Genomic DNA, 14,436 nt, shown 5'->3' on the forward strand with positions numbered 1-14,436 from the left:
CGACCACGAGGAGTCTTCGTGCGGATATCCGCGAGCGCGGTGTCGTTGAACGTGGCGGACGTCGCCGCCTCCAGCGCCTTCCTGGTGGAGCACTTCGGGTTCCGGGAGGAGATGGCGGCCGACGGGTTCGCCTCGCTGGCGCGGGACGGGCTCGGGTTCGACGTGGTCTTCCTGCGGTGCGGGCTGGAGACCCTCCCGGCCGACCAGCGGGACGTCCACGCGGCCGGGCTGATCCTCGCCTTCACGGTGGACGACCTCGAAGGCGAACTCGCCCGGCTCCGTGCCGAAGGCGTGCCCGTCACCATGGAGCCGACCGAGGAGGAATGGGGTGAACGCGCCTTCCAGGTGCGCGACCCCAACGGGGTGATCGTGCAGCTGATGGACTGGAAGGGGGCCGGGGCGCAGGCCGGCTGAGAACGCGGCACGGGGGGGGCGACGGCGGGGCCGAACCGCCGCCGCCCCCCTTGGCGTACGCGCCGCGCGGTGCTTCAATTCACGGCAGCCGTCAAGTTAGGAAACTTTACTAACTTGGTTCGGCTCCGCTGCCCAGCCCGAACCATGGCCGCCCACGGCCGGAAACGGAGAGGCAAGTGCACCGACACCGCGCATTACGCTCCCGGGGACGTATCGCCCTGCTGGTCGCCGGCGGGGTGATCGCGGCGGGCGCCGTACCGACCGCGTTCGCGGCGACCGGCGACACCGCGCGGCCGGCGTCGACCGCCGCGGCCGCGCACGCCGTGGCCGCCGGCGCCGGACTGGACGACCCGCGCAAGAAGGAGATCGCCATGGAGCTGGTCTCCAGCGCGGAGAACTCCAGCCTCGACTGGAAGGCCCAGTACAAGTACATCGAGGACATCGGCGACGGCCGCGGCTACACCGCCGGCATCATCGGCTTCTGCTCCGGTACCGGCGACATGCTCGACCTCGTCGAGTACTACACCAAGCGGGAACCGGGCAACCCGCTGGCCCCGTTCCTCCCCGCGCTGCGCAAGGTCAACGGCACCGACTCGCACGCCGGGCTCGGCACCCCGTTCGTCAACGCCTGGAAGAAGGCCGCCCAGGACAAGGTCTTCCAGGCCGCCCAGGACGAGGAGCGCGACCGCGTCTACTTCGACCCCGCGGTCGCCCGGGCCAAGGCGGACGGGGTGCGCACGCTGGGCCAGTTCATCTACTACGACGCGATCGTCATGCACGGCAACGGCGACGACAAGGACAGCTTCGGCTCGATCCGCAGGAACGCGCTGAAGAAGGCGAAGCCGCCGTCCCAGGGCGGCGACGAGACCGCCTACCTCAACGCGTTCCTCGACGCCCGCAAGGTGGCGATGAAGGACGAGGAGGCGCACAGCGACACCAGCCGGGTCGACACCGAGCAGCGGGTCTTCCTGCGCAACGGCAACCTCGACCTGGACCCGCCGCTGAAGTGGAAGGTCTACGGCGACAGTTACTCCATCGACCACTGACCGCCCGCGGGGGCGCCCGCCTTCCCGGGCGCCCCCGAACGGTATTGCATCGCTCGGTCCAAAACGCATAGGCTCCCGGACATGGGACGACCCCGGCAGTTCGACGAGGACGGGGCGGTCGAGGCGGCGATGCGCGCCTTCTGGGCCGCCGGCTACGAGGCGACCTCGACGCACGACCTGTGCGAGGCCACCGGGCTGGGCCGCAGCAGCGTCTACAACACCTTCTCCAGCAAACGCGACCTCTACTGCCGGGCCTTGCGCCGCTACACCGAACGGGTCTTCGCGCGCCAGGCCGCCGTGTTGGAGGGCGCCGGACGCGTCCGCGAGCGGATCGGCGCCCTGTTCGGGCAGGTGGTCTCCGACGAGTACGACACCGCCCGCGAGGTGGAGGACCCCGGGGTGCCGGGCTGTTTCGTCGTCAACTCCATGGTGGAGCTGGGCGGACGCGACCCCGAGGTCTCCGAACTCCTCGCCCGTGACCTCGACCGCCGGCTCGCCCTGCTGACCGGCGTGTTCGCGGCCGGCCAGGCGGCCGGGGAGATCGACCCCGCCAAGTCGCCGCGCGACCTGGCCCACTTCGTGGTCGCCACGGTTAGCGGCATGCGCGTGCTGGCCCGTGGCGGCGCGCCCCGCGAGGCACTGGAAGGGGCGGCCGCCACCGCGCTCGCCGCCCTGTGAGCCGCCACCCCGCCGGGGTGCCGGCCTTTGCCGTGCCCATGTTTTGAATCGATCTGTCCAATACGAGTACGGGGTGGCCCCGCGTCCGCGGCCGGCCGCCCGGGAGGGTCTGCCGTGCCGTTGGTCGTCTACGTCCTGGGCCTGAGCATCTTCGCCCAGGGGACGTCGGAGTTCATGCTGTCCGGGCTGCTGCCGCAGATCGCCGGTGACCTGGGGGTGAGCATCCCGGACGCCGGACTGCTGGTGTCGGCCTTCGCGGTCGGCATGGTGGTGGGCGCGCCGCTGCTGGCCGTGCTCACCCTGCGGTGGCCACGGCGCACCGCGCTCCTGGCGTTCCTGGTGGTCTTCGCCGCCGACCAGGTCGCCGGGGCGCTCGCCCCCGGGTACGGGGCGCTCTTCGCCACCCGGGTCGTCGGGGCGCTGGCGTACGCGGGGTTCTGGGCGGTGGCCGCCGCCACCGCGGTGGAGCTGGTGCCTTCCGACTCGCGGGCCAGGGCGCTCGCCGTGGTGGTCGGCGGACTGGCGGTCGCCAACGTGGTGGGGGTGCCGGCCGGTGCCCTGCTGGGCCAGCACGCGGGCTGGCGGGCGGCCTTCTGGGCGGTGGCCGTGCTGTGCGTACTGGCCACGATCGGGCTGCTGTTCACGCTGCGTTCCGCGACCGGCCGCACCGAGCAGCCACGTGCCATCGCCGGTGAGCTGCGGGCCCTGGGCCGGCCCCGGATCTGGGTCGCCTACGGCACCACCGCGCTGACCCAGGGCGCGCTCTTCTGCACCTTCAGCTACCTGGCCGCCCTGCTCACCCGGGCCGGCGGACTGGCCGAGGGCTGGGTGCCCGCGGTGCTCACCCTCTTCGGGGTCGGCGCGGTGATCGGGCTGACGGTCGGCGGCCGGTTCGCCGACTCCCGTCCCACCGCCACGCTCACCGCCGGACTCGCCGCCATGGTCGCCGTCTGCGTGACGCTGGCGTTCACCGCGCACCAGGCGGTGGTCACCGTGGTCGTCACCGCCGCGCTGGGACTGGTGGGGTTCGCCGTCAACCCCGCGCTCAACGCCCGGGTGTTCTCGCTGGCCGCAGAGGCGCCCACGCTCGCCGGGGCGGTGAGCACCGCCGCGTTCAACGTGGGCAACACGGTGGGCCCGTGGCTGGGCGGCGTCGCCATCGGGGCGGGCTGGGGCTACCCCTCGGTGGCCGTGGTCAGCGCGGTGCTGGGGGCCGGGGCGCTGGCCACCGCGGCGGTCTCGGTAACCCTGGACCGGCGGGCCGGCGCGGGGCGTACGTCGCGGACGGTGGCCGGGAGCGTGCCGGAGCGGCGGCCGGAGACGGCGGCACGCTGACCGCCGGCCCCGGGCCGCCCGGCCGCGCTCAGCGGGCCCGGCCCCGGCCCATCCGGCGGCCCAGCCGCAGCCCGAAGAGGATCAGGCTCAGCAGGAAGACCACCACCCCGATGACCAGCAGGTAGAGCAGCCCCTTGACCACCGCCCCGATGATGCCCAGGGCGATGGCGACGATGATCAGAAGAAGCAGAAGGGGGACCATGATGCCTCCGTACGGCGTCGGTCGGTGCGGGGAAGACGTCGGGTGCCGGGTCGGTACGGGTCAGCGGCGGGCCAGCCGCCGTTCCCCGCCGCTGCCCGGCTCGAACGGCAGCTCGTAGTGGGCGAAGACCTCCGGTTCGGCCTCGGCGGTCAGCTCGCCGTCGGTCGCGATCGACGGCGCCTTCTTCACCCGGCCGCGCGGATACCCCACCCGCAGATGGTCCGGGGTCACCGTGGCGCCGGCCAGCGGGACGAAGACCAGCCGGCGGCGGGTCGGCAGCCCCACGGTGACCGCGGCGAAGGCCGGCCGGTCGGTCGCGGTGTCCACGTACACCGACTCCAGCGAACCGATCCGGTGGCCGTCGGTGTCGACCACGTCACGGCCCCGCCACTGGCGGATGTCCTCGGCTTCGAGCACCGTTCCTCCCTAACGCCTGAGCATGCCGGGGGCCGGCCGGCCGGTCAGCGGTGACCGGCGCTTTCGCCGACCTCCTCGGCCACGTCCTTGTCGAGCGCGGAACGCACCAGCGCGGCGGCGAGCGCGGCCCACCGCTCCCGTCCGGCGAGGTGGGCAAGCTCCTCCGGCGAGGTGGGCAGCCCGACGCGCCCGGCGCCCCTGACCGCCTTGTCGTCGAAGAACGGGCCGAACTCCGGCCACAGCGACTGCGCTTCGCGGATGAAGATGTCGGCGCCCACCGGTCCGATGCCGGGCACCTCGCGCAGCGACCGCCGCAGCGCGTCCGGGTCGCCGTCGCTCGCCTGCCGCATCCGGCGCACATCGCCGCCGTAGCGGTCGAGGAGGAGCGCGGCGCCCTCGCCGAGCTGGGTGGCGGTGCGTTCGTCGTAGCGCCGGTAGTGGCCCTCGCCGAGCGCGTCCACCCGCCGCTGCCAGTCGGCGTCGGCCATGCGGCGCGGGTCGCCCAGCCCGGCCTCGAACAGTGCCCGGGCCGCCGCCGTGGCCACCTGCGCTTTGATGCGGGCGCTGAGCAGGGTGGCCAGGACCACCAGCTGGTACAGCGGCTGCGGGGTGTCCTTGAGGTGGATCCCCGCCTCCTCGGCGTACGTCCGCCCGTGCTCGTCCAGGAGCGCGCGGACCGTCTCACGCTGCCGTTGCGAAACCGCCATCGCCGTGCACCGCCTTCCCGGTCAGGCGGGCTTGAGCGGATCGTGGCCGATGGTCATCAGCCGGTGCCGCCAGTTGCTCTGGCCGGCGGTGGGCTCCAGGTCCTGGCGGCGCTCGGTGGTGACCACGTCGACGACCCGGCGCATGGTCTCCACGTCGTCGCCGGTGACATCGCGCTTGCGCTTGCCGAGGATGGCCAGGACGCGCCGGCCGCGCTCGGTGCCGGCCTCGTCCGGCAGCGCCTCGCCGGACTCGTCGGCCGAACGGGTCCTGAGCCAGTCGCTCAGTTCCTGGGAGGTCATGTTGACCACCCGGTGGAACTCGTCCCACAGCGTGTCCAGTTCGGCGGAGGGGATGTCGCTCATGGTGCTGCCTTCCGGATCTCGCGGGCGGTCGGGGTTCAGGACGCCGGGCCGGGCCGTTCCTGGGGGAGGCGTTCGAGCAGTCCGCGCATGTCGTCGGCGTGCTCCTCCTCCTGCGCCAGCACGTCCTCGAAGACCCGGCGGGTGGTCGGGTCCTTGTCGCCGAGCCACTGGGCGATCTCCGTGTACGCGGCGATCGCCACCCGCTCGGCGATCAGGTCCTCCTTGATCATCGCCACCAGGTCGCCGCTGGCGTCGTACTGGGCGTGGGCCCGGCCGGTGAGCGTGTCGGGGTCGAAGTCCGGTTCGCCGCCGAGCTGCACGATGCGTCCGGCGAACCGGTCGGCGTGCTCCTGCTCCTCCCGCGCGTGCTCCAGGAACTCGGCGGCGACCGGCTCGGAGAAGAGCCCGGTGGCCGTGAAGTAGTGGCGCTTATAGCGCAGGGTGCAGACGATCTCGGTGGCCAGCGCCTCGTTGAGCACCTGGAGCACCCGGCCCAGATCGGCGCCGTAGGCGTCGGTCACCGGGCCCTTGTCGATCTCCTGGCGGGCGCGGGCCCGGATCGTCTCGATGTCGGTCAGGAACTCCGCCATGTGGGGGAAACCGCCCTTTCCTTGCGTGTCCGCGGCGGACGGCGGTGGCCGCCCGCGGCAATGCGGGTACCCGTTTCCCGCGACGCGAACGCCGTGCCGGTGACCCGGTCAGCCAGGTGGCGGCGGACGCCCCGGGGCCCGGCCGACCGGCGTCGTGGCGCGGCCGTGGGCGCCTCGGGCCGGGCCTGCGGAGAGGGCATGGTGGTTTTGGGTTAAACTAGCGATGCGTGGTTGGCCGACGGAGGCCCGCACCGTCCGGTGCCCCGTTCCGCCGCCCGCCCCCAGTCGGCCCCGGTCAGGTCCCCCCCGTCCTGACCGGGGTCTTCCACGTTCCGCGTCGCTTCGTCGTGCCGCGTACTTCAAACCTCCCTGGCCGGAAAACCGCCGATCGCGTGAATCTGCGTGGGGTTCGGTCTGCCGGGGCCGCCGGAGGGACAGCCTGGTCCCCAGCGGGTCCGCCGTCACCGGACGGGCCCGCGGAGGAGGGGAGCGGTACGGCGGCGTCCGTGCCGCCGCCAGGCACGTGCGGAAGGGCGGTGCCCAGTGCGCTGTTCACGCCATGGCCGTAAGCCGTCTCCCGGCCGGCCCCCGGGGCCGGCCGGGGAGGACGCGGGGGAGAGCGCGGCGCGGCGGCGCCCGTCGGCGCTGCTGCTCACCGCGGTCTTCCTCGCCGCGTCCGCGGCGCCCGCCGCGACCGCCCACGCGGCGCCACCGCGCGGTGGGCCGCCCCCGGTGCCGCGCGCGGCGGCCCACTGGGCGGCCACCGGACGGCTGTCGGGCGCCTGGCCCGCGCCCCCGGCGCCGTGGCCGGCCGGACGGTCGCGCGACGACGCCGAACGGGCCGCGGCGCAGGACACGGATCACCGCTTACCGTCCGTGTTCCGCCACCGGTGGCTGCCGCCCGGCTCCACCGGTATCGGACACCGGTTGCCGCCGTTCCCCCGCTTCCCCGGCGTTCCCGGGGCGTCGCCGCCCGGATTCCCCGGCGGCCACCACGGGCCAGGGGGGGATCCACTGTCTGGCCGGGCTGTGGTCCGGGGCCGGGATCGCCGGCTGCCGGGCCGAGGTGAAGGTCGTGGTCTGCGCGCCGCTGCTGCGGGTGGACGTCTCCGGCGCGGTCGCGGTGGTGCGTCACGGCGGCGAAGGAACGTTGCACCGGCTGGTCTCCCTGGCCGACGCCGACTGCGCGGCCCCGCCGCGCCACCCGGCCCCGCCGACCCCACGGCCGCCCACCCCGCAGCCGCCCGCGCCCGGCCCCGGCGCCGGCGCCGCCCGCGCCGCAGCCGCCCGCCAGGCCGCCCGCGCCCGCCGCCCCGGCCGTCTTCGCGCCGCCCGCCCCCTGGGTGCCGCCGCCCCGGCCGCACCCGAGCCCGCGTCCCGGGCCGCGGCCGGCGGCGCTGCGCATGCCGCGCCCCGCATCCGGGCTCTCCGCCGACCTGCCCACCGCCGACGTGCTCTTCCTGATCCTGCTGCCGGCCGCCGTCGCCGCGGCCGTGGCCGGCTCACGCGTCCAGGGCCGCCGTTCCTGACCGTCGCGCGCCCCGCCGTGGGCCGTTCCCTCCGCCTGTCCAGGAGTCGCCGTGTTCCCCCTGCTCACCACGCTCGGCATCGTGATCGGCGGCGCGCTGCTGGCCGCCGTCTGCGTGCTGGTCAAACACCGTTTCTTCCCGCCCGGCCCGGACGAGGAGCCGCGCGAGGACGTGGCCGAGTACATCTCGATGATGATCGGCGTGGTCTACGCCCTGGTGCTCGGGCTCGCCCTGGTCTCGGTGTGGGACACCCGTTCCAGCGCCGAGAACCACGTCCAGTCCGAGGCCGGCGCGCTGCACCAGGTCTACCTGCTGGCCGACGCGCTGCCGCCGTCCGCCGAGACGCAGGTGCGGCAGACCGCCACCGCCTACGCCCACCAGGTCACCGGGGCGGAGTGGACCCGGATGACACACCGCGAACCGCTCGGCGACACCGGCTGGCACCTGCTGGACCGGATGCGCGACACCTACGAGAAGACCGGGGTGACCGGCCCCGCGCAGAACGCCGGCCAGGAGGCGCTGGCCCAGATGTCGGTGCTGGACGACGCCCGCCGGGGACGCGAGTCGGACGCGCAGAGCAGCCTGTCACCGGTGCTGTGGGCCGGGCTCTTCATCGGCGGCGGGCTCACCGTGGGCTTCATGTTCATCTTCGGCGTCCAGCGCCGCGCCACGCACCTGGTGATGGTGATGGGGCTCAGCGGCTTCATCGTCTTCCTGGTGCTCCTGATCCACCAGCTCGACATGCCGTTCGGCGGGGTACTGGGGGTGGACGCGGAGCCCTTCACCCGGTACTTCCCCACCGGGTGAGGGTCACTCGTGCTGGCTGATGATGGAGAAGAGCCCGCCTTCGGGGTCGCGCAGCCCGGCCACCCGCCCGTAGGCGGAGTCCTCCGGCTCGCCGGTGACCTCCCCGCCCAGCGTCCGGGCCCGGGCCACCGTGGCGTCCACGTCGGCCACCGAGAAGAACACGTGCCAGCGCGGCCGCACCCGGGGGTCGGCCGAGCCCTCGTAGCCGCCGCCGCGCAGCGCCGCCGCGCTGTGGCCGTCCACCCGCAGCACCACCCGGTCGTGCTCGTAGATCACCTCGTACCGCTCGGGATCCGCCTTGTCCCAGGCGAAGACCTGGCCGTAGAAGAGGGCGGACTCGAAGGCGTCCCGGGTCCGCAGCTCGATCCAGACCGGGGCGCCCACCGGCGCGTCGGGGCCGTGGGTGTGCTGCGGCCCCTCCCACAGCCCGAACGCGGCCCCGGCCGGGTCGGCGGCGAGCGCCATCCGCCCGGCGCCGAACTCCAGCGGCCCCACCGCCACCGTGCCGCCCCGCTCCCGCACCGCCGCCGCCGCGGCGTCGGCGCTCTCGGTACCGAAGTACGTCGTCCAGCTCACCGGCGCCGCCCAGCGCCGCGCCACCCCGCCGATGCCCGCGATCTCCCGGTCACCGCTGAAGGCACGCAGATAGGGCCCCCCGCCCTCCGGCCCCTCCTCGAACCGCCACTCCAGCAGCGGCCCGTAGAACTTCGCGGCTTCCTCGAGGTCACGGGCCAGCAGACTGACCCAGCACGGGGCACCGGAGACGCACCCCTTCGGCATTCCGGACACGTCGCAACTCCCGCCCGCACGGCAAAAGGACTGGCACGGTCCATGCGGAGGACCGCATTCAGCTTATGCCCGCCCCGGTGCCGCCGCGCCGCCCCCGCCGACCCGCCGGACCGTCTCCCCCGTCCGGCGCAACGCACCACGGCGCGCAGCCGGTGCCGACGGCGATCTCGGCGAGGACGAAGTGGCGAACCGTCACCTTCGGGCGGAGCGGGCGAGCCAGCGGCCGTCGTGGTGGGAGACGTCGATGGGCCGGCCGAAGCAGGCGGACAGGGCCTCGCCGGTGAGGACCTGTGCCACCGGGCCGAGGGCCTGGACGCGGCCCTCCTTCAGGAGCAGGGCGTGGCCGATGGCGGGGGAGAGCTCTTCGAGGTGGTGGGTGACGGTGACGGTCGCGAGCCGGGGGCGGACCGTCGCCAGCCGGTGCATCGCGTCGATCAGGTCCTCGCGCGAGGGCAGGTCGAGGGCGTTGAACGGCTCGTCCAGCAGCAACAGCGACGGATCGGCCATCAGCGCCCGGGCGATCAGCACGCGGGCCCGCTGGCCGCCGGAGCAGACGCCGAACGGCCGCTCCGCCAGTTCCTTGCAGTCCAGCTCGGCCAGGAGCGCCTCCGCCCGGTCCCGTACCGCCTGGTCGTACTTGCCCCACAGCGGCTGCACGGTGCCGGTGGCGCCGGTGAGGACGACGGTGCGGGCGGGGGCGTCGAGCGGGACCTTCTGGGCGCTGGAGACCAGCCCGATCGCGGCGCGCAGCTCGCGGACGTCCACCCGGCCGAGCCGGTGGCCGAGCACCTCCACGGTGCCGGTGGTGGGGTGCATCAGCGCCCCGATCAGCCGCAGCACCGTGGTCTTGCCCGCCCCGTTGGCGCCCAGCAGCGCCCAGTGCTCGCCGGCGCCCACCCGCCAGCTGACGTCGTCCAGGATCACCTGGCCGGTGGTGAGACGGCGCACGCAGACGCCGTCCAGCGCCGCCACCGTCGTCGTCCCGCGGCCTTCCGCGGTGCTCGTGTCCATGCCCGTGCCTCCCCTGCCCGGCGGCTCCCCGACCGATCCCGGCACGATAGCTGCATCGGGCAACGGTGTGCCGTGGCGTCCGCAGGGTGGACCGGCCGGGGGACCGGCGGCGGGGGAACGGGTGGCCGCCGTGGGCCGCCCCGGTGACCTGCCGCCCGCGCGGCGCACTGTCACCGGTGGTGCGCGCCGCCGCCGTTGCACACTGGTGCCATGACGAGCGGCGGTCGTGAGTCCGTCCGGTTCACCGCGGACGTGACGACGGGGCCGGGCGGGGCGATGACGTACGAAGGCGGAACGGTGACCGGTGAGCTGACGGTCGCCACCAGCGTGCTGCCCAGCGGCCGGGCCAAGGTCGTGGTGCGCCGCCGGTTCGGCGGCGGCGAGTGGTTCACGCTGGCGGGCAGCCCGTTCACCGTGCCGCCGGAGGGCCCCGAGGCGCTGCACGCGGTGATCGTGGCGGCGCTGGACGCGGGGCACCTGGCGGACGAGGAGGAGGACGAGGAGCCGGACATCACCGCGGAACGGTGACCTCCCGGCCCCGCGGCTCACAGCGTCCGGTCGGCCAGCGTGTTCCAGAACATCAGCTCGTACTCCTGGAGCAGCCGCCCGTACCGCCGGGCCGCCCCGGTCAGGCGTCCGGCCGCCAGTCCCTCGCCCACCGCGGCCAGTGAGCGCTCCCGCAGCCTGGGATCGGGGCGGGCGAAGAAGTCGAAGAAGGCACACGCCCCGTCGGGGAGGCCGTAGTGGGCCCGCAGCGCCCGGCCCATCGCGGCGCAACAACCGCCCCAGGCCGCGAAGTTGGCGCTCAGCGCGACGACCACGTCCACCGGCTCGGCGTTCAGCGCCAGCCAGGCGGTGTACGCCGGGTACGCCTGGCAGCCGGCCAGCGGCTCGTAGTCGTCGGCCACCGCCCGGTCCAGCCCCAGGGTGCCGCTCAGCGCGGCCAGGTGGTCCAGGGCGAGGTCCTCACCCTCGGCGAGCGCGGCGAAGAACGCCCGGGCGGCCGGCTCGCCGGTGCGCTCCCGCGCCAGGTGGCGGAAGGCGTGCCGGTCGCCGGTGATGATGTGCCGCTGCTCCAGCGCGAACGCGGTCAGCGCGGCGAGCGGGGCGCGCCCGGCGGCGAACTCGGGGACCAGCCGGTTGGCGTCCTCGTCCGGGGCGAGCCCTCGCACGGCCGCCGCCAGCACGTCCTGCGGGGTGCGGGTCATGGCGCCACCTTCCCGTGCTCCGGGGCCGGCGAAGGCGCCCGGGGTGCGGCTCGCTTCCTCCGCCACCGTCTCACGCCGCGCCCGCCCCGTCGCGTCACCCCGGCGGATCCGCGGTGCCCGCCGCCAGCAGCGCCCGGGCGACGGCCGCGACGGGAGGCCAGCTCCACCGGCCGCGCCGGGCGATCACCGAGCTGCGGCGCACCCCCGCCAGCGGGTCCAGCCGGCGGAAGGCCACGTCGGTACGGTGGCGTTCGATCCCCGACTCGGCCAGCAGCGCCACCCCCAGACCGGCCCCGGTGAGGCTGTTGACCAGGTGGAGGCTGTCCACCCGGTGGGCTATCCGGGGGACGAAGCCGGCCATCGCGCAGACCCGCTGCACCAGCTCGTCGTCGTCGGTGCCCCGGGAGTTGGCGATCCAGCCGGAGTCGGCCAGCGCCCGCAGGTCGGCCAGGGCGGCGGGGCACCCGGCATCCGGGTGGCCGGCCGGGACGGCGAGGTAGAGCGGCTGCTCGTCGACGGGGCGGGCGCTCAGCCCGGGCGGCAGCTCGCGGGGGACGAGGCTGTAGTCGTAGACGACGCCCAGATCGCTGTCGCCGGCCAGCACCAGCTCGACGGTCTGCTCCGGCTCGTGCTCGGAGACCTCCGCCTCGACCCTCGGGAACTCGGCGCGCAACCGCACCAGCGCGGGCAGCACCACCGGCTCCATCGCGGTGAAGAACGAGGCCAGACGCACCCGCCCGACCGGCTCCGACTCCCCGCACAACTCCGCGGCGGCCTGCTCGACGCGGGCCAGGATGCCCACCGCGTGCTCGGCCAGCCGCTCACCCGCCGGCGTCAGCTGCACCCGCCGCCCCGCCGGGGTCAACAACCGCACCCCGACCTCCTGCTCCAGCACGGCCAGGTGCTTGGAGACCGCCGAGGTGCCGTAACCGGTACGCCGCGCCACCTCCGCCATCGTGCCCACCCGGCTCAGCTCCAGCAGGAGCCGCAACCGCAACAGATCGGGCAGATTCCCCGACGCTCCCGCAACCATCCACCGATGGTAAACGTTCCGTCCACCAATGGCCCGTGGACAGAAACGGACCGGGCCCGGTGCAATGGCCCGGTGACCGCGACGACACCCTGCTCCAGCACCCCTGACCAGGCCGGACCCGTCCTCGTGCCGGCTTCCTCGACCGGCCGGGCCGGCCCCGCCGGGGAACGCCGCCGGCTGCCCGGGCCCGTGCTGCTGCTCGGTTCGATGGTCACGCTGCACATCGGCAGCGCGCTGGCCACCGAGATGTTCGGCGTCGCCGGTCCGGCCGGGACCACCTGGCTGCGGCTGAGCTGGGCGGCGCTCTTCCTGCTGGCGGCCACCGGCCGGTCGTTGTGGCCGGTGCTGCGCGCGGCGCCCCGGCGGGACCTGGCCGCCGCCGTCGGGCTGGGCGCGGTCAGCTCCGGGATGATGCTGCTGTTCGCCGAGTCCGCCGCGCGGCTGCCGCTGGGCACCGCGACCGCGCTGGAGTTCCTCGGGCCGCTCGGGGTGGCGGTGGCCTCGCTGCGCCGCCGCGCCGAGCTGGCCTGGCTGCTGCTGGCCGGGGGCGGGGTGGTGCTGCTCACCTCGCCGTGGGCGGCGGGCGGCGCCGACCTCGCCGGGGTCCTCTTCGGGCTCGGCGCGGGCGCGTGCTGGGCGTTGTACGTCATCGGTACGCAGGCCGTGGGCAGCCGGTTCGCCGAGCCGGCGCACGGGCTGGCGGTGTCGTTGACGGTGGCGGCGGTGTGCACGGCGCCGTTCGGTGTGCCGGACGTGGCCGCCGCCGGCGGACCGCGCTGGACGGTGCTGGCGGCCGGCGCCGGCATCGCCCTGCTGATGCCGCTCGTGCCGTTCCTCCTGGAGATGCGGGCGCTGCAACGCGTCGGCCGCACCGCCTACGGCACCCTGGCCGGCCTGGAGCCCGCCATCTCCATGGCCGCCGCCCTCCTCATCGTCGGCCAGACCCCGGCCCCCCTCCAACTCGCCGGCACCGCCCTGGTGGTCACCGCCGGCATAGGCGCCGCCCGAGGCGAGTCCCGCCGAGCCCGTGGTGCGGCGTCCGGCTGACGTTGCCGTACCCGGAGCCGTACGCCCCGTCGTGGCGCGGCCGGCGGCGGCCGGGCCCTCACACGCCTGCCGCGCCCAGCAGCGTGCCGACCGAGTAGGTGACGCCCATCGCGACGGCGCCGCCGAGGGCGTTGCGGAGGACGGCGGGGCGGACCGGGGCGGTGCCGAGTCGGGCGCTCACCCAGCCGCACAGGACGAGGGCGGACAGGACGGCGACGACGGTGACGGCGAGGCGGGAGGCGGGCGGCGGCAGGACGATGGCGAGCAGGGGCAGCAGGGCGCCGGTGGTGAAGGCGGCGAAGCTGGCCGCGGCGGCTTGCCAGGGGTTGGTCAGGTCCTCCGGGTCGATGCCGAGCTCGACGCGGGCGTGGGCGGCGAGCGCGTCGCGGGCGGTGAGTTGCCGGGCGACCTCGGCGGCGAGTTCCGGGGTGAGCCCGCGCCCCTGGAGGAGCCGGGTCAGTTCGGCGAGTTCGGCGCCGGGCTGGGCGGCCAGTTCGCGGCGTTCGGTGGCGAGCGCGGCCCGTTCCGAGTCGCGCTGGGTGCTCACCGAGACGTACTCGCCCACCGCCATGGAGAGCGAACCGGCCAGCAGTCCGGCGAGCCCCGCGGTCAGCAGCGCGGCCCGGGATGTGGTGGCCCCGGCCACGCCGACGACGAGGCCGGCGGTGGAGACCACCCCGTCGTTGGCGCCGAGGACGGCGGCCCGCAGCCAGTTCAGCCGTGCGCCCAGGGCACCGCCGTGCGGCTCGTCGTGTCCCGGGGAGGGGGCGTTACCGGTGTCGTGGTCCACCGCGAAAGAATCCCACGGGCACGGGTCAGCCGGCGCGGCGTTGCAGTGGCGGATGGGCGGGACGCACCAGATGGCCGAGCGAGGGCAGCGCGCCGGGCCGGGTGATGGTGAAGCAGTGGGCGGTGTCGGAGTTGGCGAGCAGCGCCAGCAACTGAGGACGCGGGCAGAGCAGCCGCAGCCGCACCCCGGCCTCGGCGGTCAGCCGCCGGGCACGCAGCAGCGCGTTGAGCCCGGAGCAGTCGCAGAACGAGACGCGGCTGAGGTCGATGGACAGGCTCCGCGGGCCCTGCTGGAGGCAGGCGGAGACGGCGAGTCGCAGCTCCGGCGCGGTCTCCATGTCGAGTTCACCGGCGACCGAGATCACGGCGGCGCGGTCGGCGACGGTGGAGCGGACGATGATCGGGGGGCTGGGCATCTCCTACGCCTCCGGAAGTGAACCGCGGTATCCCCGCGGGCGGGCACCTGACGCC

19 protein-coding genes are annotated in these 14,436 nt (G+C 75.0%); 8 read left to right on the plus strand and 11 right to left on the minus strand.

Annotated elements, in window-relative coordinates; translation table 11 throughout:
- Positions 1-18: 18 nt before the first annotated feature.
- The 4 genes from SCATT_RS25725 (at position 19) to SCATT_RS25740 (ending at position 3,473) form a co-directional block, all read left to right on the plus strand.
- Positions 19-414, plus strand: a complete 396-nt coding sequence (locus tag SCATT_RS25725; RefSeq protein WP_014146130.1) for a VOC family protein — start codon at positions 19-21, stop codon at positions 412-414.
- 176 nt (positions 415-590) lie between these two features.
- Entirely contained in the window at positions 591-1,460 is an 870-nt protein-coding gene (locus SCATT_RS25730) for a chitosanase (RefSeq protein ID WP_014146131.1), read from the plus strand.
- 81 nt (positions 1,461-1,541) lie between these two features.
- The gene (locus SCATT_RS25735) at positions 1,542-2,138 is read left to right on the plus strand and encodes a TetR/AcrR family transcriptional regulator (protein ID WP_014146132.1); all 597 of its coding nucleotides are present in this window, start codon (positions 1,542-1,544) and stop codon (positions 2,136-2,138) included.
- 114 nt (positions 2,139-2,252) lie between these two features.
- Complete coding sequence (locus tag SCATT_RS25740; protein ID WP_014146133.1) at positions 2,253-3,473, plus strand: Cmx/CmrA family chloramphenicol efflux MFS transporter; 1,221 nt, start codon at positions 2,253-2,255, stop codon at positions 3,471-3,473.
- Positions 3,474-3,501: 28 nt separating this feature from the next.
- Here SCATT_RS25740 and SCATT_RS39060 read toward each other — a convergent pair whose 3' ends face one another.
- The 5 genes from SCATT_RS39060 to SCATT_RS25760 are packed head-to-tail and all read right to left on the minus strand — an operon-like array spanning position 3,502 to position 5,752.
- Positions 3,502-3,675 (minus strand): hypothetical protein, encoded by a 174-nt coding sequence (locus SCATT_RS39060; protein WP_014146134.1) that lies wholly within the window; start codon positions 3,673-3,675, stop codon positions 3,502-3,504.
- Between the two features lie 60 nt (positions 3,676-3,735).
- The gene (locus SCATT_RS25745) at positions 3,736-4,092 is read right to left on the minus strand and encodes a PRC-barrel domain-containing protein (RefSeq protein ID WP_014146135.1); all 357 of its coding nucleotides are present in this window, start codon (positions 4,090-4,092) and stop codon (positions 3,736-3,738) included.
- A gap of 44 nt (positions 4,093-4,136) precedes the next feature.
- Positions 4,137-4,799 (minus strand): HhH-GDP family DNA glycosylase, encoded by a 663-nt coding sequence (locus tag SCATT_RS25750; RefSeq protein WP_014146136.1) that lies wholly within the window; start codon positions 4,797-4,799, stop codon positions 4,137-4,139.
- A gap of 21 nt (positions 4,800-4,820) precedes the next feature.
- The gene (locus SCATT_RS25755; protein WP_014146137.1) at positions 4,821-5,162 is read right to left on the minus strand and encodes a DUF3140 domain-containing protein; all 342 of its coding nucleotides are present in this window, start codon (positions 5,160-5,162) and stop codon (positions 4,821-4,823) included.
- Positions 5,163-5,197: 35 nt separating this feature from the next.
- Complete coding sequence (locus SCATT_RS25760) at positions 5,198-5,752, minus strand: ferritin-like domain-containing protein (protein ID WP_014146138.1); 555 nt, start codon at positions 5,750-5,752, stop codon at positions 5,198-5,200.
- A 1,403-nt stretch (positions 5,753-7,155) separates the two neighbouring features.
- Here SCATT_RS25760 and SCATT_RS40430 point away from each other — a divergent pair.
- Together SCATT_RS40430 and SCATT_RS25765 are read left to right on the plus strand one after the other, a co-directional pair.
- Complete coding sequence (locus tag SCATT_RS40430) at positions 7,156-7,281, plus strand: hypothetical protein (protein ID WP_014628688.1); 126 nt, start codon at positions 7,156-7,158, stop codon at positions 7,279-7,281.
- A gap of 51 nt (positions 7,282-7,332) precedes the next feature.
- Entirely contained in the window at positions 7,333-8,088 is a 756-nt protein-coding gene (locus tag SCATT_RS25765; protein WP_014146140.1) for a bestrophin-like domain, read from the plus strand.
- 3 nt (positions 8,089-8,091) lie between these two features.
- On the opposite strand, the gene SCATT_RS25770 is transcribed toward SCATT_RS25765, so the two are convergent.
- Both SCATT_RS25770 and SCATT_RS25775 read right to left on the minus strand, forming a co-directional pair.
- A complete protein-coding gene (locus tag SCATT_RS25770) occupies positions 8,092-8,877 on the minus strand; it encodes a VOC family protein (protein WP_014146141.1) in 786 nt (261 codons plus the stop codon).
- A gap of 192 nt (positions 8,878-9,069) precedes the next feature.
- Entirely contained in the window at positions 9,070-9,888 is an 819-nt protein-coding gene (locus SCATT_RS25775; protein WP_014146143.1) for an ABC transporter ATP-binding protein, read from the minus strand.
- 210 nt (positions 9,889-10,098) lie between these two features.
- Here SCATT_RS25775 and SCATT_RS25780 point away from each other — a divergent pair, with 210 nt between their 5' ends.
- Positions 10,099-10,416 (plus strand): hypothetical protein, encoded by a 318-nt coding sequence (locus SCATT_RS25780; protein ID WP_014146144.1) that lies wholly within the window; start codon positions 10,099-10,101, stop codon positions 10,414-10,416.
- A 17-nt stretch (positions 10,417-10,433) separates the two neighbouring features.
- Here SCATT_RS25780 and SCATT_RS25785 read toward each other — a convergent pair whose 3' ends face one another.
- A complete protein-coding gene (locus tag SCATT_RS25785) occupies positions 10,434-11,096 on the minus strand; it encodes a hypothetical protein (RefSeq protein ID WP_014146145.1) in 663 nt (220 codons plus the stop codon).
- A gap of 94 nt (positions 11,097-11,190) precedes the next feature.
- The gene (locus SCATT_RS25790; protein WP_014146146.1) at positions 11,191-12,129 is read right to left on the minus strand and encodes a LysR family transcriptional regulator; all 939 of its coding nucleotides are present in this window, start codon (positions 12,127-12,129) and stop codon (positions 11,191-11,193) included.
- 72 nt (positions 12,130-12,201) lie between these two features.
- Between SCATT_RS25790 and SCATT_RS25795 the strand changes: the two genes are divergently transcribed.
- The gene (locus tag SCATT_RS25795; RefSeq protein ID WP_014628690.1) at positions 12,202-13,176 is read left to right on the plus strand and encodes an EamA family transporter; all 975 of its coding nucleotides are present in this window, start codon (positions 12,202-12,204) and stop codon (positions 13,174-13,176) included.
- Between the two features lie 58 nt (positions 13,177-13,234).
- Here SCATT_RS25795 and SCATT_RS25800 read toward each other — a convergent pair whose 3' ends face one another.
- Together SCATT_RS25800 and SCATT_RS25805 are read right to left on the minus strand one after the other, a co-directional pair.
- Positions 13,235-13,966 carry a VIT1/CCC1 transporter family protein gene (locus SCATT_RS25800; RefSeq protein WP_014146148.1) on the minus strand — a complete coding sequence of 244 codons (732 nt, stop codon included), beginning with the start codon at positions 13,964-13,966 and terminating at the stop codon, positions 13,235-13,237.
- 25 nt (positions 13,967-13,991) lie between these two features.
- Positions 13,992-14,381 (minus strand): STAS domain-containing protein, encoded by a 390-nt coding sequence (locus tag SCATT_RS25805; protein WP_014146149.1) that lies wholly within the window; start codon positions 14,379-14,381, stop codon positions 13,992-13,994.
- Between the last annotated feature and the right edge of the window lie 55 nt (positions 14,382-14,436).

Source organism: Streptantibioticus cattleyicolor NRRL 8057 = DSM 46488 (assembly GCF_000240165.1).
Classification (GTDB): Bacteria; Actinomycetota; Actinomycetes; order Streptomycetales; family Streptomycetaceae; genus Streptantibioticus; species Streptantibioticus cattleyicolor.

Bases quoted from the DNA above. Each gene is read 5' to 3' on its own strand.
- SCATT_RS25735 (WP_014146132.1), top strand. From the start codon at position 1,542: ATGGGACGACCCCGGCAGTTCGACGAGGACGGGGCGGTCGAGGCGGCG.
- SCATT_RS39060 (WP_014146134.1), bottom strand. From the start codon at position 3,675: ATGGTCCCCCTTCTGCTTCTTCTGATCATCGTCGCCATCGCCCTGGGC.
- SCATT_RS25750 (WP_014146136.1), bottom strand. From the start codon at position 4,799: ATGGCGGTTTCGCAACGGCAGCGTGAGACGGTCCGCGCGCTCCTGGAC.
- SCATT_RS25755 (WP_014146137.1), bottom strand. From the start codon at position 5,162: ATGAGCGACATCCCCTCCGCCGAACTGGACACGCTGTGGGACGAGTTC.
- SCATT_RS25760 (WP_014146138.1), bottom strand. From the start codon at position 5,752: ATGGCGGAGTTCCTGACCGACATCGAGACGATCCGGGCCCGCGCCCGC.
- SCATT_RS40430 (WP_014628688.1), top strand. From the start codon at position 7,156: ATGCCGCGCCCCGCATCCGGGCTCTCCGCCGACCTGCCCACCGCCGAC.
- SCATT_RS25775 (WP_014146143.1), bottom strand. From the start codon at position 9,888: ATGGACACGAGCACCGCGGAAGGCCGCGGGACGACGACGGTGGCGGCG.
- SCATT_RS25780 (WP_014146144.1), top strand. From the start codon at position 10,099: ATGACGAGCGGCGGTCGTGAGTCCGTCCGGTTCACCGCGGACGTGACG.
- SCATT_RS25785 (WP_014146145.1), bottom strand. From the start codon at position 11,096: ATGACCCGCACCCCGCAGGACGTGCTGGCGGCGGCCGTGCGAGGGCTC.
- SCATT_RS25790 (WP_014146146.1), bottom strand. From the start codon at position 12,129: ATGGTTGCGGGAGCGTCGGGGAATCTGCCCGATCTGTTGCGGTTGCGG.
- SCATT_RS25805 (WP_014146149.1), bottom strand. From the start codon at position 14,381: ATGCCCAGCCCCCCGATCATCGTCCGCTCCACCGTCGCCGACCGCGCC.